36 protein-coding genes are annotated in these 16,229 nt (G+C 51.2%); 29 read left to right on the forward strand and 7 right to left on the reverse strand.

What is annotated here, in order from left to right; genetic code table 11:
- Window positions 1–214 precede the first annotated feature (214 nt).
- Entirely contained in the window at window positions 215–421 is a 207-nt protein-coding gene (locus CYR52_RS07450; RefSeq protein WP_101828317.1) for a hypothetical protein, read from the forward strand.
- 44 nt (window positions 422–465) lie between these two features.
- On the opposite strand, the gene CYR52_RS23075 is transcribed toward CYR52_RS07450, so the two are convergent.
- The 4 genes from CYR52_RS23075 to CYR52_RS07470 form a co-directional block, all read right to left on the reverse strand.
- Window positions 466–642, reverse strand: a complete 177-nt coding sequence (locus CYR52_RS23075) for a DUF551 domain-containing protein (RefSeq protein ID WP_101828318.1) — start codon at window positions 640–642, stop codon at window positions 466–468.
- Between the two features lie 19 nt (window positions 643–661).
- The gene (locus tag CYR52_RS07460; RefSeq protein ID WP_101828319.1) at window positions 662–916 is read right to left on the reverse strand and encodes a hypothetical protein; all 255 of its coding nucleotides are present in this window, start codon (window positions 914–916) and stop codon (window positions 662–664) included.
- 200 nt (window positions 917–1,116) lie between these two features.
- A complete protein-coding gene (locus CYR52_RS07465; protein ID WP_165699073.1) occupies window positions 1,117–1,464 on the reverse strand; it encodes a hypothetical protein in 348 nt (115 codons plus the stop codon).
- Window positions 1,465–2,128: 664 nt separating this feature from the next.
- Window positions 2,129–2,782 carry a LexA family protein gene (locus CYR52_RS07470; RefSeq protein ID WP_101815163.1) on the reverse strand — a complete coding sequence of 218 codons (654 nt, stop codon included), beginning with the start codon at window positions 2,780–2,782 and terminating at the stop codon, window positions 2,129–2,131.
- A gap of 81 nt (window positions 2,783–2,863) precedes the next feature.
- Here CYR52_RS07470 and CYR52_RS07475 point away from each other — a divergent pair, with 81 nt between their 5' ends.
- The 17 genes from CYR52_RS07475 to CYR52_RS07550 all read left to right on the forward strand — a co-directional run bounded on the left by CYR52_RS07475 (window position 2,864) and on the right by CYR52_RS07550 (window position 10,016).
- Window positions 2,864–3,049 carry a Cro/CI family transcriptional regulator gene (locus CYR52_RS07475; protein WP_101828321.1) on the forward strand — a complete coding sequence of 62 codons (186 nt, stop codon included), beginning with the start codon at window positions 2,864–2,866 and terminating at the stop codon, window positions 3,047–3,049.
- A gap of 118 nt (window positions 3,050–3,167) precedes the next feature.
- Window positions 3,168–3,506, forward strand: coding sequence for a hypothetical protein (locus CYR52_RS07480; protein WP_101828322.1), 339 nt, complete (start codon window positions 3,168–3,170; stop codon window positions 3,504–3,506).
- A gap of 181 nt (window positions 3,507–3,687) precedes the next feature.
- Entirely contained in the window at window positions 3,688–4,500 is an 813-nt protein-coding gene (locus CYR52_RS07485) for a replication protein (RefSeq protein WP_101828323.1), read from the forward strand.
- Entirely contained in the window at window positions 4,500–5,876 is a 1,377-nt protein-coding gene (locus CYR52_RS07490) for a replicative DNA helicase (RefSeq protein ID WP_101828324.1), read from the forward strand. The genes CYR52_RS07485 and CYR52_RS07490 overlap by 1 nt, the downstream gene beginning before the upstream one ends.
- A complete protein-coding gene (locus CYR52_RS07495) occupies window positions 5,873–6,133 on the forward strand; it encodes a hypothetical protein (protein ID WP_101828325.1) in 261 nt (86 codons plus the stop codon). The genes CYR52_RS07490 and CYR52_RS07495 overlap by 4 nt, the downstream gene beginning before the upstream one ends.
- A gap of 108 nt (window positions 6,134–6,241) precedes the next feature.
- Window positions 6,242–6,388, forward strand: coding sequence for a hypothetical protein (locus CYR52_RS22615; RefSeq protein WP_165699075.1), 147 nt, complete (start codon window positions 6,242–6,244; stop codon window positions 6,386–6,388).
- Window positions 6,385–6,564, forward strand: a complete 180-nt coding sequence (locus CYR52_RS07500; RefSeq protein ID WP_101828326.1) for a hypothetical protein — start codon at window positions 6,385–6,387, stop codon at window positions 6,562–6,564. Before CYR52_RS22615 ends, CYR52_RS07500 begins: the two co-directional genes overlap by 4 nt.
- Window positions 6,565–6,566: 2 nt before the next feature.
- Window positions 6,567–7,001 (forward strand): recombination protein NinB, encoded by a 435-nt coding sequence (locus CYR52_RS07505; RefSeq protein WP_101828327.1) that lies wholly within the window; start codon window positions 6,567–6,569, stop codon window positions 6,999–7,001.
- A complete protein-coding gene (locus CYR52_RS07510; RefSeq protein WP_101828328.1) occupies window positions 6,998–7,549 on the forward strand; it encodes a phage N-6-adenine-methyltransferase in 552 nt (183 codons plus the stop codon). Before CYR52_RS07505 ends, CYR52_RS07510 begins: the two co-directional genes overlap by 4 nt.
- Window positions 7,546–7,761, forward strand: a complete 216-nt coding sequence (locus CYR52_RS07515) for a protein ninH (RefSeq protein ID WP_101828329.1) — start codon at window positions 7,546–7,548, stop codon at window positions 7,759–7,761. Before CYR52_RS07510 ends, CYR52_RS07515 begins: the two co-directional genes overlap by 4 nt.
- On the forward strand, window positions 7,746–7,913 hold the full coding sequence (locus CYR52_RS07520; protein ID WP_101828330.1) for a NinE family protein: 168 nt from the start codon (window positions 7,746–7,748) through the stop codon (window positions 7,911–7,913). Before CYR52_RS07515 ends, CYR52_RS07520 begins: the two co-directional genes overlap by 16 nt.
- Window positions 7,910–8,293 carry a phage protein NinX family protein gene (locus CYR52_RS07525; RefSeq protein WP_165699076.1) on the forward strand — a complete coding sequence of 128 codons (384 nt, stop codon included), beginning with the start codon at window positions 7,910–7,912 and terminating at the stop codon, window positions 8,291–8,293. The genes CYR52_RS07520 and CYR52_RS07525 overlap by 4 nt, the downstream gene beginning before the upstream one ends.
- The gene (locus tag CYR52_RS23145; RefSeq protein WP_101828332.1) at window positions 8,277–8,420 is read left to right on the forward strand and encodes a protein NinF; all 144 of its coding nucleotides are present in this window, start codon (window positions 8,277–8,279) and stop codon (window positions 8,418–8,420) included. Before CYR52_RS07525 ends, CYR52_RS23145 begins: the two co-directional genes overlap by 17 nt.
- On the forward strand, window positions 8,410–8,610 hold the full coding sequence (locus CYR52_RS07535; RefSeq protein WP_101828333.1) for a hypothetical protein: 201 nt from the start codon (window positions 8,410–8,412) through the stop codon (window positions 8,608–8,610). The genes CYR52_RS23145 and CYR52_RS07535 overlap by 11 nt, the downstream gene beginning before the upstream one ends.
- The gene (locus tag CYR52_RS07540) at window positions 8,603–8,893 is read left to right on the forward strand and encodes a DUF1364 domain-containing protein (protein WP_101828334.1); all 291 of its coding nucleotides are present in this window, start codon (window positions 8,603–8,605) and stop codon (window positions 8,891–8,893) included. Before CYR52_RS07535 ends, CYR52_RS07540 begins: the two co-directional genes overlap by 8 nt.
- Complete coding sequence (locus tag CYR52_RS07545) at window positions 8,890–9,252, forward strand: RusA family crossover junction endodeoxyribonuclease (RefSeq protein ID WP_101828335.1); 363 nt, start codon at window positions 8,890–8,892, stop codon at window positions 9,250–9,252. Before CYR52_RS07540 ends, CYR52_RS07545 begins: the two co-directional genes overlap by 4 nt.
- Window positions 9,249–10,016 (forward strand): antitermination protein, encoded by a 768-nt coding sequence (locus CYR52_RS07550; RefSeq protein WP_101828336.1) that lies wholly within the window; start codon window positions 9,249–9,251, stop codon window positions 10,014–10,016. Before CYR52_RS07545 ends, CYR52_RS07550 begins: the two co-directional genes overlap by 4 nt.
- A 260-nt stretch (window positions 10,017–10,276) precedes the next feature.
- On the opposite strand, the gene CYR52_RS23150 is transcribed toward CYR52_RS07550, so the two are convergent.
- Together CYR52_RS23150 and CYR52_RS23080 are read right to left on the reverse strand one after the other, a co-directional pair.
- Window positions 10,277–10,396 (reverse strand): ribbon-helix-helix domain-containing protein, encoded by a 120-nt coding sequence (locus tag CYR52_RS23150; RefSeq protein WP_479415233.1) that lies wholly within the window; start codon window positions 10,394–10,396, stop codon window positions 10,277–10,279.
- Between the two features lie 127 nt (window positions 10,397–10,523).
- Window positions 10,524–10,583 carry a type I toxin-antitoxin system Ibs family toxin gene (locus CYR52_RS23080; RefSeq protein ID WP_112041632.1) on the reverse strand — a complete coding sequence of 20 codons (60 nt, stop codon included), beginning with the start codon at window positions 10,581–10,583 and terminating at the stop codon, window positions 10,524–10,526.
- A gap of 317 nt (window positions 10,584–10,900) precedes the next feature.
- On the opposite strand from CYR52_RS23080, the gene CYR52_RS07560 reads away from it, so the two are divergent.
- From CYR52_RS07560 to CYR52_RS07585, 7 genes are all read left to right on the forward strand, one after another.
- Complete coding sequence (locus tag CYR52_RS07560) at window positions 10,901–11,293, forward strand: hypothetical protein (RefSeq protein WP_101828338.1); 393 nt, start codon at window positions 10,901–10,903, stop codon at window positions 11,291–11,293.
- Complete coding sequence (locus CYR52_RS07565; protein ID WP_241522402.1) at window positions 11,277–11,588, forward strand: hypothetical protein; 312 nt, start codon at window positions 11,277–11,279, stop codon at window positions 11,586–11,588. Before CYR52_RS07560 ends, CYR52_RS07565 begins: the two co-directional genes overlap by 17 nt.
- A complete protein-coding gene (locus tag CYR52_RS07570; protein ID WP_101828340.1) occupies window positions 11,585–12,052 on the forward strand; it encodes a lysozyme family protein in 468 nt (155 codons plus the stop codon). Before CYR52_RS07565 ends, CYR52_RS07570 begins: the two co-directional genes overlap by 4 nt.
- Window positions 12,049–12,393 (forward strand): DUF7940 domain-containing protein, encoded by a 345-nt coding sequence (locus CYR52_RS07575; RefSeq protein WP_101828341.1) that lies wholly within the window; start codon window positions 12,049–12,051, stop codon window positions 12,391–12,393. Before CYR52_RS07570 ends, CYR52_RS07575 begins: the two co-directional genes overlap by 4 nt.
- Window positions 12,390–12,677: a hypothetical protein gene (locus tag CYR52_RS07580; protein WP_101828342.1), complete on the forward strand. Its 288-nt coding sequence runs from the start codon at window positions 12,390–12,392 to the stop codon at window positions 12,675–12,677. Before CYR52_RS07575 ends, CYR52_RS07580 begins: the two co-directional genes overlap by 4 nt.
- Before the next feature lie 144 nt (window positions 12,678–12,821).
- The gene (locus CYR52_RS22365) at window positions 12,822–13,103 is read left to right on the forward strand and encodes a hypothetical protein (RefSeq protein WP_146001332.1); all 282 of its coding nucleotides are present in this window, start codon (window positions 12,822–12,824) and stop codon (window positions 13,101–13,103) included.
- A gap of 11 nt (window positions 13,104–13,114) precedes the next feature.
- Window positions 13,115–13,354 (forward strand): hypothetical protein, encoded by a 240-nt coding sequence (locus CYR52_RS07585; protein ID WP_101828343.1) that lies wholly within the window; start codon window positions 13,115–13,117, stop codon window positions 13,352–13,354.
- 44 nt (window positions 13,355–13,398) lie between these two features.
- Here the strand turns inward: CYR52_RS07585 and CYR52_RS22370 are convergent, their stop codons facing one another.
- Window positions 13,399–13,593 (reverse strand): hypothetical protein, encoded by a 195-nt coding sequence (locus CYR52_RS22370; protein WP_146001333.1) that lies wholly within the window; start codon window positions 13,591–13,593, stop codon window positions 13,399–13,401.
- A gap of 216 nt (window positions 13,594–13,809) precedes the next feature.
- Here CYR52_RS22370 and CYR52_RS07590 point away from each other — a divergent pair, with 216 nt between their 5' ends.
- From CYR52_RS07590 to CYR52_RS07600, 4 genes are read left to right on the forward strand one after another with little or no spacing between them, the layout of a single operon-like run.
- Window positions 13,810–14,247 carry a hypothetical protein gene (locus CYR52_RS07590; protein ID WP_101828344.1) on the forward strand — a complete coding sequence of 146 codons (438 nt, stop codon included), beginning with the start codon at window positions 13,810–13,812 and terminating at the stop codon, window positions 14,245–14,247.
- 8 nt (window positions 14,248–14,255) lie between these two features.
- Window positions 14,256–14,426, forward strand: coding sequence for a hypothetical protein (locus CYR52_RS22620; protein ID WP_165699077.1), 171 nt, complete (start codon window positions 14,256–14,258; stop codon window positions 14,424–14,426).
- Window positions 14,427–14,479: 53 nt separating this feature from the next.
- Window positions 14,480–14,923, forward strand: a complete 444-nt coding sequence (locus CYR52_RS07595; RefSeq protein WP_101828345.1) for a terminase — start codon at window positions 14,480–14,482, stop codon at window positions 14,921–14,923.
- Window positions 14,901–16,226 (forward strand): terminase large subunit, encoded by a 1,326-nt coding sequence (locus tag CYR52_RS07600; RefSeq protein WP_146001334.1) that lies wholly within the window; start codon window positions 14,901–14,903, stop codon window positions 16,224–16,226. Before CYR52_RS07595 ends, CYR52_RS07600 begins: the two co-directional genes overlap by 23 nt.
- Window positions 16,227–16,229 lie beyond the last annotated feature (3 nt).

Consider the following 16,229-nt stretch of genomic DNA (forward strand, 5'->3'; position numbering starts at 1 on the left):
GCAGAGCAGTCTCAAATGAAGCTGTTTTGATATGCAGTAAAAGGTGTGCGAATTTAATTAATTCCTGGGGGACTGATTAAATATATTTAAGGCTTAATTTATGGCTATAAATACCAATAAAAACAGCGGGTTCAAAGTGTGATGCGCTGCTCTTTATTTATACCACCGAGAAGTGCTAGGGTGTTTTTTTCGCAATCTTGATAAGGGGCTACTGATGTCAGATTTAATTATCAATCCGAAAACTAATCCTCAATTAGCAGCCCAGCAACTTGTCATTGAGCTAATTAGAGCAGGGCGGTTGCATGAATTCACGCAAGATGGCGATGCTTCTTATTTGATTAATTTGTTTGACCAAATAGAGAAACATTTCACTGAGAAATATGCGGTCTCAGAAGGTGCCAGCCTAAGCCGGATTAAGTAGCCAGTGGCACCGTCGAGCTGACTCAGTGAATCAGCTCTGCGGTGTCACTCATTGGGTGCCAGCACGTACCTCCAGTGAGTTGCTTGAGTACATACGCGTTTGAATAGGTCGGCCGATATGAGGCGGAATTCTAAGTCTGGTTGCTTATTGGGCGTATAAGCTAAGACCCTATAAGGTGATTCAGGGTCGGGCATGGCATCGCTGCATTTAATCCACTTCATCTCACTCTCCTGTTAGCGGTTACTGGCCCAATGCTTGGGAAATCGCTTCTCTTGCGTCCCTTTCAGCAGTCCGAAGTCCGACTGAACTGCCGTATTCCATGGCTTTCATTAAGTTTTGAAGAGCAAAAAGAAGTTTTGGAGACGCTGATATAAGCGCGGCATCACGGCAATCATTTACGGTTGCTACTTGCACGTTATCAACGCCGCTACCTGCATATATTTCATCTCCGAACTGCACATTCCACGGCCCCGGCGTTCCCTTAAACTCACTCATCTCTTTCTCCTGTTAGCAGGCATAAAAAAACCGCCTCGTGGGCGGCTATATGTACACAGGCCAGAACACCTTTCGCGCTGGCACTTCCCCGAACCTCAGCTCCTTGCTGCACTTAGCCTTCCACTGGCGACCGTATAACTTCTGGCAGAACGCCTGACGCTGTACGGAGTTGAATGATGTTGTTCTCATGGTTACCTCACTCAAATTAACGGGATGCTTTTGCCGCGCATCTTCTGACGGGCGTTAACCTGCTGCCCTAGGGGATTGCGCACCTTCATGTGTTCACGGCGCTGCTTCTCTTCGCGCTTCTGAGCGATTGGCTCGTGATGGCCGATAGCCTTCTGTAGCTGCCGGCCATACCCTTCAGCACTGGATACTGCTTTCACTACGCGCTCAAACGGCTTTCTCACCGCCTGAGTGGTAGCCTTTGGCTTCGACCCCAAGGTCGCGCATTTGATGCCTCCAGTGCTTTCACGCTCTGCTGCACGGCGTGCTCTGCGGCGATTCTTGGCATTGTCAGAGGCCAAGAGAGTGATAACTACAGTCATGTTTACCTCCGGTAATTGGCTTAGGTGATTGGATGGCCGGTGCTCCTCGCCGTTCACGTGCGCTGGTTTTGCCACCGTTCAAGACGGATTTGTTATCCCGCGACTTCAGCCGACGCCGGGTACCCACTTCTTATCCCCAGCCATGCGCTTGCATTCATCCAATCCCAAAGCCAACTTCACTTTGAGCCACACTCTCGCAGTGGCTGCGCTCATGCCCTTGAGATACTGTCGCAATGTGCCGCTAATAACCGGTGTGCGTCTGGCGTTCGCACTGCTTTACCGGAGCTACTTTTTATTAGAAACCTTGACCCGCTGCTAAGCAGGCTCACTCAATGGTGACTCAGGGCAGCATCACTACTGCTGAATTGCCTTTCGGCTGCGGTCTAACCCGCATGAACGCTACATATAGCCTCCTGTTTGGTTAAACTCGTTCCCCGCATTACTGCGGAGAAAAACCCCATCAATGTTAAAGAGCGCCACCGTCCTGGTGTGTACTGCGTCCTGCTGATGGAGCTAAATTTAAGACAACTTAAATCTATGGTCAAGTGGCATTTTAAAGAAAACTTAAATTATTTGGCGTGATTTAAGAAAGTGATTGGATTTTAGAGGGATTTTTTAAGCAGAGATAATAAAAAACCCGCACGATGGCGGGTTGATTTTGTGATCAGGATCTTCTTTTTCGGTATCTGCGGTGCTCAACCATTGTTCCTACGATGCGGATTGGAACTTGGTCAGAGCGAAGGGTGGGGTAGTCTTCATTAAGAGGCACCAACTCATATACGTCCGCGCCATCGATAACTCCGCGTGGTCGATACTTTTTAAAGAGGGCTTCTTCCTCTCCATTTTTCGCCACAACAAAGTCGCCAGGTAGAGGAGCGATGTCTGGATCAATCACAACGGCATCCCCCTCCCGGAAGTCAGGTTCCATGGAGTCGCCTTTGATAATTAGGGTGAAGGCTGAATCAGATAAGTCCATATTCGTATGCAAAAACTCTATATCACCCTCTATAGAGCGAATGGTGCATTCGGCTGTCCAGTATCCAGCTTGTACATAACTGATGATAGGAACTGCGCGAAAGTCTATAGACGCTGGGGCGACGTTGCTGGCCGAGCCATCTCCGTTATTAAGGTATGAGGCATCGCACCCCAGCGCTTGCGATAGCCGTAGCAAGTTATCACCCCGTGGTGCGGTGTCATCTTTCTCCCACTGAGAGATAGCGACATGAGATACACCAACTCTGGATGCTAAATCCTTTTGAGTCAACTTAAGCTCTTTGCGTCTCGCACGGATGCGATCGCCGACCGTTTGCATTTTCATAGTTAAGACATCTTAAATCTTGTTGACTTAAGTTTCCTTTAGAATGATAATTTAAGTGTTCTTTAATTTCGGAGCGAGTCCATGTACAAGAAAGATGTAATCGACCACTTCGGAACTCAGCGCGCGGTAGCCAGAGCGTTAGGTTTGACCGACGCAGCTGTATCTCAGTGGAAGGAAGTTATTCCTGAGAAAGATGCTTACCGACTGGAAGTCGTCACCGCTGGCGTTCTGAAGTACCAGGGCCAAATCTACCGCCCAGCTGCATAAACAGCACCGCTCTTTATCAATCTGAACCGCTCCCGCCGAAATGCTGGAGCACCATCGTGGAAGCCTTAACCGGTTTACCACTTAATCAACTACTTATTCAATACGGAAAGTATCTCAAATGGAAAACGCAACAACACGCAAATCGAGCACCGTCGTATTTATCGGTCGTCATCTCCTGGCCACCGCGCACCAGGCGCTATCGAATACACGTCAAACCGTGGTTGCAAAGCTGCTCAACGTAGCGGATTCAACAGTCCTTCGCAGAACCGAAAAATTCCCAGAACTCATGGAAACTCTCGCCGCAAGTGGCGTAGAGGATTTTGTCATGCGTGGAGAAAAGAAAATATCTCTGGAGGAATACCGCTGGCTGATGTCAACGGCGATGAACTTCGCAAAGCTGCAGTTGGAGATAACCAAAGAAAAAGCCCCGAGCTGCGCTAACAGCTTCGAGGCCTAAGCGAATTAATTGGCATCAATTCACGGGAGTAATTATATGCGAAAACGCAGAATATTCAAAGCACAAGAAGAGAGGCGACACCAAGATTCACCAGACGGGCTGGTTGTTGCAGCTGCTAACAACAAGGCGTTCGCAGAGCGTCTGATTGGCGTTTTCAGGCTGGCTAAGGCGGGGGTGAAGAATGGGAGTCGTTAAGTTATCAGATTACCAGAGGCCGTCTGTAGAGGCCGTGGAGCGTAGAGTGGCGCAGCTTGAAGATGGGTTCACTCGCTTAGCTAACGAACTGCTCGATGCAACGATGGCTTCTGGGCTGAGCGAAACTGAACTCTGTATCGTCATCGCAGTGTGGCGGAAGACATACGGCTTCAGCAAGAAGATGGACTGGATCAGCAATGAGCAGCTTGAGGAGATGATAGGCAAGCATCACACTCACTGCTCAACGGCTAAGAACCTGCTTATCAGGAAGAAAGTCCTGCTTCAGGAAGGCCGGAAAATCGGCATGAATACCAACGTATCTGAGTGGGAAACAAAGAATAACGGATTCTGCAAAACATTAGCTAAACCTGCTAAGAAAACCTTAGCAGAAGTCGCTAACGAACCTTCGCAGAAGTTGCTAACCACAAAAGACAATATACAAAAGAAAAAAGAAAACACCCCCAACCCCCTCACGGGTGTTGGCGCTCAGCAGGTTAAACCTGAAAGACGAAAACCCATTCGCATCGATTACGAAGCCTGCATGAGCGCCTACAACGACATCGTCGGTGACAAGCTTCCCCACGCTGTAGAGCTGAGCGATGAGCGCAAGCGCAAGATGAAAACCCTTGTCACCTCCCTGGCTACGCCAACCGCTGAAGGCTTCCGTGCTTACGTGAACGCGTTCATGCAGCAGGCGAGGCCGTTCCACTTCGGAGACAACGACCGGGAATGGGTAGCAACGCTCGATTATCTGCTGCAACGCAAGACACTGACCAAAGTACGTGAGGGAACACTCTGATGAACCAAGATATCGAAGCCAGCGTAATCGGTGGCCTGCTGATTAGCGGTTTGACCCCAGTAGCAAACGAGGTGCTCAGCACCCTAAGCCCAGAAGCATTCGCCATCAAGTTTTATCAAGATACTTATCGGGTGATCCAAGGGCAGGCAAGAACGCGGCACTTAATCGATGCGATGATGGTTGCAGAGGCCATGGGGGAAGAGCGCTTTGCTGACGTCATGGAAACCTACCGAGCTTGTCCAAGCTCTGCAAACCTCAAGGGCTATGCAGAAATCGTTGCTGATAACCATCAGCGCCGTCAGGTGCTTGCCCTGATTGAAGAGCTTAGAGCGCCCATTGCCAATGGTAACCGGGATGTCTCGACTCAGGCTGTGGATGAGCTCGTAAAGCGCCTTGGAAGCGTCAGAAAGCCGAAAAATGAGGTTAGGCCAATCCATATCAGCGAGCTGCTTGATAGCTACGCAGAACAGCTTGAGGGAAGGCTGAAGAACGGTGATCAGTCAGATACCCTTAAAACGGGAATACATGAGCTGGATGTAATCACCGGCGGCATGAATCCGGAAGACTTGGTGATTGTTGCTGCTCGTCCAGGAATGGGGAAAACAGAGCTGGCTCTCAAAATTGCAGAAGGCGTAGCGAGGAGTGAGTTACCTAACAGCGCTCAGCGCAGAGGCGTGTTGATGTTCTCGATGGAGATGAGTTCATTGCAAGTTATCGAGCGGTCAGTGGCCGGCGCTGGGAATATGTCGGTAAGTGTGCTGCGTAATCCAGCAAAAATGGACGACGAAGGATGGGGGCGGGTATCACAGGGAATTAAGCAACTTACCGGTCTGGATGTCTGGGTTGTCGACGCTTCAAAGTTGAATGTCGAGCAAATTCGGGCTGTCGCAGAACGGCACAAGCAAGAAAATCCGGCGCTGTCTCTGATCATGGTTGACTACCTTGGGCTGATTGAAAAGCCGAAGGCAGAGCGTAATGATTTATCAATTGCTCACATCTCTGGGTCTTTAAAAGCAATGGCAAAAGACCTGAAGACAACAGTGATTTCTTTAAGCCAGCTCTCGCGGGATGTTGAGAAACGCCCCAATAAACGCCCAGTAAACGCTGACTTGCGTGACTCTGGCAGCATTGAGCAGGATGCAGATTCTATCGTCATGCTTTACCGGGATGCCGTGTACAATGAAAACTCCCCCGCTGCACCATACGCAGAAATCATTGTCACCAAGAATAGATTTGGTTCCCTTGGTACGGTCTATCAGCGTTTTGTTAATGGGCATTTTATGGCCTGTGAACAGGATGAGGCTAGGCAGGCTTGCTCCTCCCAGCAACAGGATGAGTACGGATCAAGGAAATTCGCAAAAGGAGCGAAAGTATGACCCTGAAAAAATTAGATGTAGAAAGCTATGCAGAACGCCAAAAAGAGCTTTCAGAAATCTTCACTGTTGACGACACACACATCGTTATAAACATCCCCGATACCGACGCTCAGTATGAAATCGCACGAGATACCTGCACAAGCGGCGCACAGGTAGTTTCTTGGATTTTCCAACTGACCGAAAAAAATTGGATGACTCGCGAAATGCTACGTCACTTCATCAAGATCGCCAGTCGTGAGGCTAACATCACGCTGTAACACAGCCAGTGGGGGAAACATGCAAAACAAACACAGCGCCGCTACTACAGCGGCGTTTTTATTTGCTGCACAGCAGGAACCAACTGAAAAGGGATGGAGGTAAGCGATATGCCCTACATCCTCGCCATCATCGGCGCACCCATTACGGGTTATGGGATGGCTGCCGATAACCCTCAACAAATAATCATTGGAACCATGTGGTTATGCACTGCCTGCATCATCATGGCTATCCAGAAACATGGAGAGAAGCAATGACAGCTGAAATTATTCCCCTCCATCCTCACAGGCAACTCACAGAGGCTCAGCAGTACATCAACCAAGCCCTAAGGTTGGTGCGTGAAGGCGGGCATCAACAGCACACGCTAGACCTGCTGCTCAGCAAAGCCCACGATTTGTTACTCGACTACGTGGAGACAAGCGAAGGGAGGTAACCGTGAACAAACAGAGCTATTTCCTGATTGACTCTATCCGACGACGAAACTGCATCGAATACATCCAGACCTTACCAGCCAATCCTGAATCACCCCTCGTAGTAACCATCCAAGAACGCACTCGCAGCATTTCGCAAAACGCCAAGCTTTGGGCTTGCCTGAACGATATTTCAGAGCAGGTCAATTGGCATGGGCGCAAGCTGACCAGCGAAGAGTGGAAGTGGGTATTCACCGCGGCGCTCAAGAAGCAAGACGTGGTGCCAGGTATTGATGGCGGATTCGTGGTTTTAGGCCAATCAACCAGCCGCATGGCCGTTCGTGAAATGCGGGACTTAATCGAACTCATCAGCGCCTTTGGTGCCGAGCACAACGTCCAGTTCAGCGACGAAGCTGCACGGGCTGCTGAATGGGCGAACAGATACGGAACAACAGCATGACAGACTATACCGGCAGCAACACGCCGCCTGATATACGCGACCTCTGGCAAACTCCGCAGGAGCTTTATCTGGTACTGGAGCGCGAGTTCCATTTCGTGGCCGACATTGCCGCAAGCGACACCAACCATCTTCATCCGGTTTACTTAACCGAGGCTGATAACGCTCTGGCGCCAGCAACACGCTGGGAGATGTTTGAGAATGGTTATCTCTGGTGTAACCCGCCATACAGCAGCATCGGCCCTTGGGTAGAAAAAGCCAATGCACTGGCAGAAGGCAGTATTGGCGTGGTGATGCTTGTGCCAGCAGACACCTCAGTTGGCTGGTTTAAAGAGGCTTTGAAAGAAGTGACTGAGGTCAGATTTATTACCGGCGGGCGAATTTCATTCGTCAGGGCGGACACAGGGAAACCAGTAAGCGGCAATAACAAAGGCTCAATGCTTCTTATCTGGAACCCACTCCACCGTCGCAAAGGGATGACGAGCTACATCGATCGTAATGAGCTGATGGCTTATGGCAAGCAATTGGCATCAATCAGGAGTGCAGCATGAACGTAACAATCCAGACCATCCCTGAGCTGCTGGTACAGACTCGAGGGAATATCACTGAGGTAGCCCGGATGATTAATACCCATCGCACCACGGTGAAGAAGTATCACAAAGACACAAAGCCCGAGCGCCACGCCATCATCAACGGCGTTCTGATGGTAAATCAGGGCAATCGAGGTGCTCACAATAAGGCCAAGCCATGCAAAGAAGCCTGACCCAGCGAGCCCTCGATAACCTGATATTCATCCCCCCAAAGCGTTCCCGCAGTAACCCCAAGCCAAAACCTTCAACCTCAGAAATCAGAACCTATGACCCCGTTTGGCCGCTCATGGCTAAGCGCTGGCTGCGTGTAAGGAGCAGGAAGTGAACTACAGCGAATTATCGGACTACGAAATTAACAATGCGGTCGCCGTCGCCCTGGGCGCGAAGATGGTCAACGCCTACTCCGTGAAAGATGTCCGGGAGTCGATTCAGTACGACCTGAACGGCAAGACGCTCCTGGTGACCCGCGGTTTCGGTGATGGGCCTAACCGGTTCGACCCGTGCAACTCATGGGCTGATGCCGGGCCGATTATCCATCGTAATGGCATTGAACTGAACTACGACGGCATTAGCTGGGATGCGTCATGCAATTTGCGCGGGATTGCTCCCTATAACGACTGGAAGCGTTGCCCAGAGTCTCCATGTCGATTGGCGATGATTGTCTTCTTGATGATGAAGGAGGCCAGTTATGCAGAAGCCGCCTGAACCAGTGTGCGCCCACTGTAGCTTGAAGCTGGAAGCTGACGAAACCTACTGCTGCCAGAACTGCGCTGACTGGTTTGAGATGTCTGACCCCAACTTCAAGATTGCAGGAGAGGGCGATGAAGATTGAAGCCAAGCGTCTGGCACGGTTCCACATCATCGCGGCGATCATATGGACGGCTCTCACTCTCCCCACGTTGGTTTGGTGGAAAGAGAGCATCCTCTGGGTGTCTCTGATGAGCATCTACGCGATTGTTGTCGCTCACCTGGCTGCCTACAGCGCGGCACATGCTGAGAAGGAGCAGAAGAAGAATGGCTAATCTGCGAAAAGAGGCTCGGGGCAGGGAATGCCAGGTTAGGCTGCCGGGCATCTGCAACGGCAACCCTGAAACTGTTGTGCTCGCCCATTACCGCATGGCCGGCATGTGCGGAACGGGTATCAAGCCCGATGACTTATTTGGGGCGTGGGCGTGCTCCTGCTGCCATGATGAGATTGACCGCCGCACACGTATGGTTGAGGCGTCAGAAGCCCGCCTAGCTCATCTGGAGGGCGTTATACGCACGCAGAATGAGTTGCTGCGGGAAGGGAAGGTGCGGGCATGAATGAATATCGAATAGAACTACCCTGGCCGCCTGGAAATAACCATCTCTTCTCTGTGTTCCGCGGTAGAAAGATTAAGAGCAAAAAGGGAAGGGATTACACAGCACTCGTCAATCAGTATGTCCTCGAAGCAAATCAGCAATACCAACTGGCCGGCAGGCTCAAAGTAAAAATCCTCGCATACCCACCTACACGCGCCCGGCGTGATTTGGACAACCTCTTCAAAGCACCGCTCGATTCACTCACCCAAGCAGGCGTCATAGCTGACGATAGCCTGATTGATGACGTGCGTATGGTTCGCTGTGAAGTAGTGAAGGGCGGCAAGCTGGAAATTATCATTACCGAACTGGAGGCAGTATGAATCTCGAAAGCGCTATCAAATTCCACTCTCCGAAATCCCCAAACTACACCGCAACCACGCCAGCAACCGCTTCAGAAGCTCTGACAGGTACTGACGTAATGGCGGCAATGGGTATGGCTCAGAGTCGCGCTGAAATGGGGTACAGCGCTTTTCTGGGGAAGATGGGTATCAGTAAGCAGGACAGTGATCGGGCGATCAACCTGCTGACCAAACATTCACTCGAAACCTGCGGCCGGGTTGCAGCCCTTCGCAAGCTTGAGAGTGATATTAAACCAGTGGTGATGCAAGTTCTCGCAACTTATGCGTATCTGGATTACTGCCGCAGTGCCGCCAGCGTGAAACCGTGTGAGTGCTGCACGGGTGCCGGCTTCATTGAGGCTGAGGTATTTTCACTGAAAGCGCCTCTGTCCGGCGGAATGCAGCGCAGTGTGCGGGAGATTGTCCGGGTTCGCTGCAAGCCATGCCAGGGGCGGGGTGTAGTCTCTGCGGCATGTAACGACTGTTCCGGGCGCGGGAAGGCTCTCAACAGAAAAGAAACCGAATTACAGGGTGTGCCGGTGATGGGAGATTGCAAGCGCTGCTCTGGCCGGGGGTATGAGCGCATACCTTCCACAGAGGCCTACAGAGCCGCATTCGGTAAGAATGAATTGGTATCCGTAGCAACCTGGGAGAAAAGCGTGAAGCCATTCTATGATCAGCTGATCACTAAACTGGAAGTAGAAGAGGCTTGGGCAAACTCTGCTTTATCGAAAGTGACTGCATAGCGCAATAGGAAATAGCCTGATATTTTATCGTAAGCTATTTACTTTTCCGGAAACTGTGTTAATTTATCTCTAACGATGGGATTTCTGCCTCTCGTTAACAAATAAGCCTCGGTTACTCACCGGGGCTTTTTGCTTTTCTGCGCAACAGGCAAAGGCGCTGTAAGTAGCATTATGGGAATGCACCGAAAGGGAAGCCGTTCGAATCGGCCGCAGCGTTCTTGCCGTTGCTTATAAAAAAGCCTCCCGAAGGAGGCTTCTCGTTACATCTTTAGTTCATTGGCCAGCATCTGAAGCGCCCTGGTAACAACTGCCGATTGAGGCTCACCAGTATGGGCTGCAAGGCGCTCCAGTAACGCGATGGTTTCGACGTTGAGCTTCATGCTCTTTACCTTCAAACCACGCCGTTCATCGCTGCGTTTTTGGATGTCAGTTATTGACCGAGCCATGATAAAATCCTAAATTATGGAGTGTGGGTTGGAGGGGATTTCTCCCCTCCGCCTGACTGTCTTAGTAAGCTGGGGAGCTAATCACTAAGAGAACAATCAGGATGATGATTAACTTCATCATAACCCTTCCTCATGTTGGCCTCTGCTTCGGTAGGGGCCTTCCCGTTTCAGCGTCCGGCTGATGGGATGATTATAGGTAAACCTATGTTATAGGTCAACCTATATTTTGCATTCATACATATAAAAAATAAGGCTGCCTACGGGCGGCCTTTTTTCGTTTTAGCGCTCATGGATTTCCCCTGTTTAGTCCTGTGTCCTTTTACCGCGAGCGCCTTTTATTTCTTTCAACAGCAATAGTGCCGGTCTTGCCGGGATTGCCGGAGACGGCCATGCAAAACACTCTCACTTCACTCCTGTATCTGATCAGCGAGGTCAGGCATGGAGAATAGCTTAATCACAAGTATCAGCGCTCTGCTGCTAGGCGGCGGGGCGGTGGCAATTTTCTGGAAGCCCTTAATTGCGGGCATCGCTTCAATCGTTACCACCAACAGGGCGGGTGGAGAGATTATCTCCAGCTACAAAGAGCAGGTTGTTTTGCTGAAAGAGAGCAATGAGCTGCTCCGCAAGGAAAACGACGATCTCCGCGACAGACACGATAAGAACATTCGTCGCATCTCCACCCTGGAGACAGACCTCCGGCTGATCAAGAGTGCTCTGGGTACCCTGTTGGCGATGTCTGACGCAAGCACATCGGGTAACGACCGACTCAGGAATGAAGTCACTCGGCTGATCGCCACTCTGGAGGACGACAGCAATGCACCTACCCAATAGCGACAAGCCCACACCGCGCAAGATGGTCACTTTAGGTTACTGGCTTCTCGGCGCGTGCCTGTTCAGCATCCTGATGACCATCATCTTTGTGTACGTCAGCAACGATGCAAACCGGCGGGTTGAAGATATCCGCAAAGATTACGGCGAAGTCGCAAGTCGCCGTGATGAGAAGGTTGAGCAACTGAGCAATCAGGTAGCTGACCTTCAGAAGAAACTCGACTCCCTGCCAGACCGCACCGCCAATAAGACCGCTGACAAGGTGAAGCAGGTAGTCAAAGAGGATGAAGGGAAATGAGTCAGATTATTCAAATCCTCAATTTTGAAGAAGGCTACCGTGAGAAGCCGTATATCGACACTGAAGGATATCCCACAGTGGCTGGCGGCATTCGTATCGGGCCGAAGTATGCCAGTCTCGCGAATTACACGTTCAGTGTTCCTCGCAAGGTAGGCGACTTTTGGAAGCAGGCCATTGTGGATGGAATGGTTTATCAGATGAGCGCTACGCCATCCATTGCAGCAGCGCTTAAGCAATGCAACCCAGCCCGCGCTGATGTGCTTTACAGCATGTGCTACCAAATGGGGCTGGCTGGCCTAGCTGGCTTCAAGAACACGCTGGCGATGATTGGCGCTGGTAACTTTACCGGTGCTGCTAACGGCATGTTGAGCAGTAAATGGGCATCGCAAACGCCAGAGCGCGCCCGGCGCCATGCTGAAGTGATGCGTACCGGCACCTACGATATTTATAAGGGGCTGATATGACCTTTCTCATCTGGCTCCTGGTTGTCCTGGCGATAATTATCGGCGTTCTGCTCATCCGCAAATACACCAATTTGGAGTTTGTGGCTCATGCCAAGTTGCTATTCAAAGCGTGGTCAGTGTGGTTGGGAAGTGCAGGCGCGGCATTAAGCGCGGCGATGCAGCTGATCCCTGATGCCGCTCTCACCGGATGGAACATGCTGCCGCCAGATATTAAGTCATTCCTGCCTCCGAATTACCTGAGCATCATCGGTTCATTCCTGATGGTTATGGCAGTGTTGGCGCAGTTCATCCGTCAGCGGAAGTTACTCAACCAGAAGCAACGACTGGACACGAACCCATGACATCACTTCTCTCCGGTTGGTGGTCAGAAATCCTGACTGGCCTCGCTGTTATCGTTGGCCTCATCACTGCCTACTTCGGCGGTAAGAAGATCGGCACCACGCAGACGCAGGCTAAAGCTGACGTGGCCGCGGCTAAAGTCGAGTCTGCCCTGGTGTCAGCTGTTGCTGAAAAGCAGAAAGAAAATGCACAGGTGGCTAAAGATGCTCAAACGACTAACGCTGCTCTCAGTGACGCTGCTAGCCGCAACAAGCTGCACTCCTCACGCTACAACTCAGACGACTAGCCCCACGATTACCATTGATTCTAGCTGCACACTCTTCAGCCCTATCTACACCCACGGTAAAGATTCAGAGCTGATGGATATCCGCACCGTCCGGGCTATCAATGCTCACAACGATTTATACGACCGCCTTTGCGGAGAGAAGAAATGAACCCGCTCAAATGGCTACTCACCAAAGAGACAAAGGAACCTACCGTGACTGACGCCGCAGTAACAGACACCGCGACAACCGCACAAGCAATCCCTCCTGTGACCACCACTACAGAAACAGTGGTGCCGGCCACCACACAGACCACCACGACCAGCGTCACCTCTGATGACGCTGTGCTGGGCAAGGTGAAAGAATTGCTGATCAGCATTGGTCACGATGTCGAAAACGAATTCGATGAAGTGGTAGCCCTGGCAAAGAAACTCGTCGCTAAAGCATAAGGAAAAAGACAATGGCCGTAGAAGTAACCTCAGAAGAATTGAAAGCCGTGCTTCAGGACTCAGACGTCCAGGCACTCATCGTCAGCAAGCTGGCAGAAAAGAAAACTGAAGGGCTGGCCGCTGCTTTAACGGCACAGTACAAAAGCCTTGGCATCGAACCTGACAGCGCTGAGTCAGCCAGCACCAGTGACGCAGCAACCGACGAAAGCTCAGCGGGCGCAGAAGCCGCAAGCACTGAAGCTACAGCTTAACGGTGAGTAATTCTGCCTGCGCATAGGCAGGCTTTGTCGCCCACTCAAGGGAAGCAAGCTTTGAGCTGCTTCAATATGCTGTCGTGATCACCACCTGTGTAATCAGCTAGAATTTTGGCTAATTGTTCAATAGATAAGCCAATAATTGTCTTGCCAATATCATTTACAGGAAGGGCATTGTAAGACCCGCCTACATACTCGATATGGTAATTCTGTCTACCTGCTTTGATCACACACATATAAGAGCTCCCGTTAGTTATACGCATAAGGATGAAAATCCAACATACCTATATCCAGAACGGTATTACAAGAGTCATTCACTGAGTGGCTCTGATAATGCTGTGCAGCCAGCATTGTCGAGAATACCAGCGGGAGCCAGCGACGTTAAATAAAGCCTCAATACCCGCACCCTTTCACCACCGGGGAGAATCCTTTATTCACATGGAGGCTCACCAATGGCTATTACTGCCTGCAAGATACTTCAAGCCAATGACTATGGCGCAATGAACCAGCAGCTTACCTCAGCACTAGCCACAGGGTGGAAACCTATGGGCTATCTGCGCATTACCAGCGGGGAGCAGCAAGACTTTTATCAGATGGTGTATCAGGGAAGTAACCTGGACGTAGATGGTTATGAGTCGGTCATTGCAAATAACCAACAACTGACCGTCAAAAACAGTGCGGGCACCGTATCTGCTACTGGGACGGTAAGCATCTCTCAGAGTTCAGTAACCGCCGTCAGCCTGCCTGACTCCACTGCGATTGTCAGCAACACACAAGTTCTCTCCATCCCTGTGACAACGGGGCTGGCTCTAAGCCTGGGGACGGCAACGCGCAAAATCACCTTAACCGTGTCCGGTGGCATTGTGACCGCCGCATCTATCACATCGTGAGGTATGAAATGGCAACTGCTAAGCAACAACAAGAGAAGATCCAAGAAGCACTGCATGAAGCAGCCGTTGAACTGGCAAAGACGCCGGGCATCAACCCGGATGATCTGAGTGCTCGTGTGCAGCGCCTGAAAGAAACACTGGAAGGCACCGTCTATCCAGATAGCACCACTGACAAGTAAGCATTACAGGTGGCCTTCAATGAGGGTCACCGATAATGACAAAGGAGAACACTATGGCGAGGCCGACTAAGTACGAAGAGGCGTATGCCGAACAGGCACGCAAACTGTGCTTGCTCGGTCATACCGATGCGGAGTTAGCAGAATTCTTTGAGGTGAGTGAATCCACGATCAATAACTGGAAGCACGAGCATCCTGAATTTCTGGAGTCCATAAAAAAAGGTAAGGCCGTAGCTGATGGTGATGTGGTTGATCGCCTGTATCAGCGCGCAATGGGTTATGTAGCGCCAGACCTCGATATTCGCGTTATCGAAAACAATATCGTCGAGACGCCTTACATGAAGCATTACCCACCTGATACCACTGCCGCCATCTTCTGGTTGAAGAACCGCCAGCCCAAGGTGTGGCGTGACAAACAGGAAGTAGAGCAGAGCGGCGAAATGGGTCTGACAGTCAACATCAAGAGGTTCACGCCAGATGGAGATAAATCTTCCGAATAACTGGTCGCCTCGTTCATACCAGATACCACTGTGGGGCGCGCTCGAATCAGGCATTAAGCGTGCTGTGGTCTGCTGGCCGCGACGTGCAGGTAAGGATGATCTCTGCCTCCACTGGTCAGCCATCCAATGCATGACAAAGGTTGGAAACTACATCCACTGTCTGCCTCAAGCTAATCAGGCAAGGCGCGCCATCTGGGATGCGGTAAACCCCCACACAGGACGCCGACGCATTGATGAGGCATTTCCTGAAGCTATCCGTGCGTCGGTGCGCACTGACGAAATGAAGATCACCTTCGTCAATGGCTCAACGTGGCAAGTGGTCGGCTCTGACAACTACAGCGCGCTCATCGGCTCCGCCTACCTTGGCGTGGTCTTCTCTGAATACGCACTGAGTAACCCCAACGCTTACGCCTTCTTGCGTCCAATCCTGGCAGAGAACGGTGGCTGGGCTTTATTCATCTCAACACCACGTGGGCGCAATCACTTCCACAAGCTATTCCTTGGCGCAGAGAAGAGTGATGGCTGGTTCGCTGAGCATCTCTCTGCTGAAACTACCGGACACATCAAGCCTGAAGTGCTGGCCAATGAATTGGCAGAGATGATTGACGAACGTGGAGAGGAGGAAGGGAAGGCTCTCTATGAGCAGGAGTACCTCTGTTCGTGGGATGCAGCCATTCCCGGTGCTTACTACTCGCGAATGCTGGCAGACGCTACCAGAGACGGCAGGGTCACCCATGTGCCATATGACCCGGCATTCCCAGTCTACACAGCGTGGGATTTGGGTATTGGCGACTCAACAGCCATCTGGTTCGCGCAACTCATCGGCAAAGAGATTCGGATCATCGACTTCTACGAAGCCTCCGGCGTTGGGCTTGACCACTACGCGAAGGTCATCAAAGACAAGCCGTACAGCTACGAGCGCCACATCCTCCCGCATGACGTCATGGCTTCAGAACTTGGCACCGGAACAACGAGATTCGAAACGCTGCGCAAGCTTGGCGTGAGGGTTGAAGCACTGCCGGCCAGCCGCGTAGATGACGGTATCAACGCCGTCCGAATGATGTTGCCGCGCTGTTGGTTTGACAAGACTAAGTGCGAGAAGGGGCTGAATGCCCTGGCACAGTATCAGCGTGAATGGGATGAGAAAGCGAAAGCGTATAAGCCCCGCCCATTGCATGACTGGACATCCCACGCTTCAGATGCGTTTCGCTATCTCGCGGTAGGTACAGATAAGTATCGGCCTGAGCGACGCGCATCAGCTAAGCAGCGCATGGCAAACACCGACTATCAACTTTTCGGGTGAACT

It is taken from the genome of Chimaeribacter arupi (assembly GCF_002858805.1).
Lineage (GTDB): Bacteria > Pseudomonadota > Gammaproteobacteria > Enterobacterales > Enterobacteriaceae > Chimaeribacter > Chimaeribacter arupi.

Excerpts from the sequence above, each read along its gene's own strand:
- CYR52_RS07450 (WP_101828317.1), top strand. The coding sequence starts at position 215 with ATGTCAGATTTAATTATCAATCCGAAAACTAATCCTCAATTAGCAGCC.
- CYR52_RS23075 (WP_101828318.1), bottom strand. The coding sequence starts at position 642 with ATGAAGTGGATTAAATGCAGCGATGCCATGCCCGACCCTGAATCACCT.
- CYR52_RS07460 (WP_101828319.1), bottom strand. The coding sequence starts at position 916 with ATGAGTGAGTTTAAGGGAACGCCGGGGCCGTGGAATGTGCAGTTCGGA.
- CYR52_RS07465 (WP_165699073.1), bottom strand. The coding sequence starts at position 1,464 with ATGACTGTAGTTATCACTCTCTTGGCCTCTGACAATGCCAAGAATCGC.
- CYR52_RS07470 (WP_101815163.1), bottom strand. The coding sequence starts at position 2,782 with ATGAAAATGCAAACGGTCGGCGATCGCATCCGTGCGAGACGCAAAGAG.
- CYR52_RS07475 (WP_101828321.1), top strand. The coding sequence starts at position 2,864 with ATGTACAAGAAAGATGTAATCGACCACTTCGGAACTCAGCGCGCGGTA.
- CYR52_RS07480 (WP_101828322.1), top strand. The coding sequence starts at position 3,168 with ATGGAAAACGCAACAACACGCAAATCGAGCACCGTCGTATTTATCGGT.
- CYR52_RS07485 (WP_101828323.1), top strand. The coding sequence starts at position 3,688 with ATGGGAGTCGTTAAGTTATCAGATTACCAGAGGCCGTCTGTAGAGGCC.
- CYR52_RS07490 (WP_101828324.1), top strand. The coding sequence starts at position 4,500 with ATGAACCAAGATATCGAAGCCAGCGTAATCGGTGGCCTGCTGATTAGC.
- CYR52_RS07495 (WP_101828325.1), top strand. The coding sequence starts at position 5,873 with ATGACCCTGAAAAAATTAGATGTAGAAAGCTATGCAGAACGCCAAAAA.
- CYR52_RS22615 (WP_165699075.1), top strand. The coding sequence starts at position 6,242 with ATGCCCTACATCCTCGCCATCATCGGCGCACCCATTACGGGTTATGGG.
- CYR52_RS07500 (WP_101828326.1), top strand. The coding sequence starts at position 6,385 with ATGACAGCTGAAATTATTCCCCTCCATCCTCACAGGCAACTCACAGAG.
- CYR52_RS07510 (WP_101828328.1), top strand. The coding sequence starts at position 6,998 with ATGACAGACTATACCGGCAGCAACACGCCGCCTGATATACGCGACCTC.
- CYR52_RS07515 (WP_101828329.1), top strand. The coding sequence starts at position 7,546 with ATGAACGTAACAATCCAGACCATCCCTGAGCTGCTGGTACAGACTCGA.
- CYR52_RS07520 (WP_101828330.1), top strand. The coding sequence starts at position 7,746 with ATGCAAAGAAGCCTGACCCAGCGAGCCCTCGATAACCTGATATTCATC.
- CYR52_RS23145 (WP_101828332.1), top strand. The coding sequence starts at position 8,277 with ATGCAGAAGCCGCCTGAACCAGTGTGCGCCCACTGTAGCTTGAAGCTG.
- CYR52_RS07535 (WP_101828333.1), top strand. The coding sequence starts at position 8,410 with ATGAAGATTGAAGCCAAGCGTCTGGCACGGTTCCACATCATCGCGGCG.
- CYR52_RS07540 (WP_101828334.1), top strand. The coding sequence starts at position 8,603 with ATGGCTAATCTGCGAAAAGAGGCTCGGGGCAGGGAATGCCAGGTTAGG.
- CYR52_RS07545 (WP_101828335.1), top strand. The coding sequence starts at position 8,890 with ATGAATGAATATCGAATAGAACTACCCTGGCCGCCTGGAAATAACCAT.
- CYR52_RS07550 (WP_101828336.1), top strand. The coding sequence starts at position 9,249 with ATGAATCTCGAAAGCGCTATCAAATTCCACTCTCCGAAATCCCCAAAC.
- CYR52_RS23150 (WP_479415233.1), bottom strand. The coding sequence starts at position 10,396 with ATGAAGCTCAACGTCGAAACCATCGCGTTACTGGAGCGCCTTGCAGCC.
- CYR52_RS07560 (WP_101828338.1), top strand. The coding sequence starts at position 10,901 with ATGGAGAATAGCTTAATCACAAGTATCAGCGCTCTGCTGCTAGGCGGC.
- CYR52_RS07565 (WP_241522402.1), top strand. The coding sequence starts at position 11,277 with ATGCACCTACCCAATAGCGACAAGCCCACACCGCGCAAGATGGTCACT.
- CYR52_RS07570 (WP_101828340.1), top strand. The coding sequence starts at position 11,585 with ATGAGTCAGATTATTCAAATCCTCAATTTTGAAGAAGGCTACCGTGAG.
- CYR52_RS07575 (WP_101828341.1), top strand. The coding sequence starts at position 12,049 with ATGACCTTTCTCATCTGGCTCCTGGTTGTCCTGGCGATAATTATCGGC.
- CYR52_RS07580 (WP_101828342.1), top strand. The coding sequence starts at position 12,390 with ATGACATCACTTCTCTCCGGTTGGTGGTCAGAAATCCTGACTGGCCTC.
- CYR52_RS22365 (WP_146001332.1), top strand. The coding sequence starts at position 12,822 with ATGAACCCGCTCAAATGGCTACTCACCAAAGAGACAAAGGAACCTACC.
- CYR52_RS07585 (WP_101828343.1), top strand. The coding sequence starts at position 13,115 with ATGGCCGTAGAAGTAACCTCAGAAGAATTGAAAGCCGTGCTTCAGGAC.
- CYR52_RS22370 (WP_146001333.1), bottom strand. The coding sequence starts at position 13,593 with ATGTGTGTGATCAAAGCAGGTAGACAGAATTACCATATCGAGTATGTA.
- CYR52_RS07590 (WP_101828344.1), top strand. The coding sequence starts at position 13,810 with ATGGCTATTACTGCCTGCAAGATACTTCAAGCCAATGACTATGGCGCA.
- CYR52_RS22620 (WP_165699077.1), top strand. The coding sequence starts at position 14,256 with ATGGCAACTGCTAAGCAACAACAAGAGAAGATCCAAGAAGCACTGCAT.
- CYR52_RS07595 (WP_101828345.1), top strand. The coding sequence starts at position 14,480 with ATGGCGAGGCCGACTAAGTACGAAGAGGCGTATGCCGAACAGGCACGC.
- CYR52_RS07600 (WP_146001334.1), top strand. The coding sequence starts at position 14,901 with ATGGAGATAAATCTTCCGAATAACTGGTCGCCTCGTTCATACCAGATA.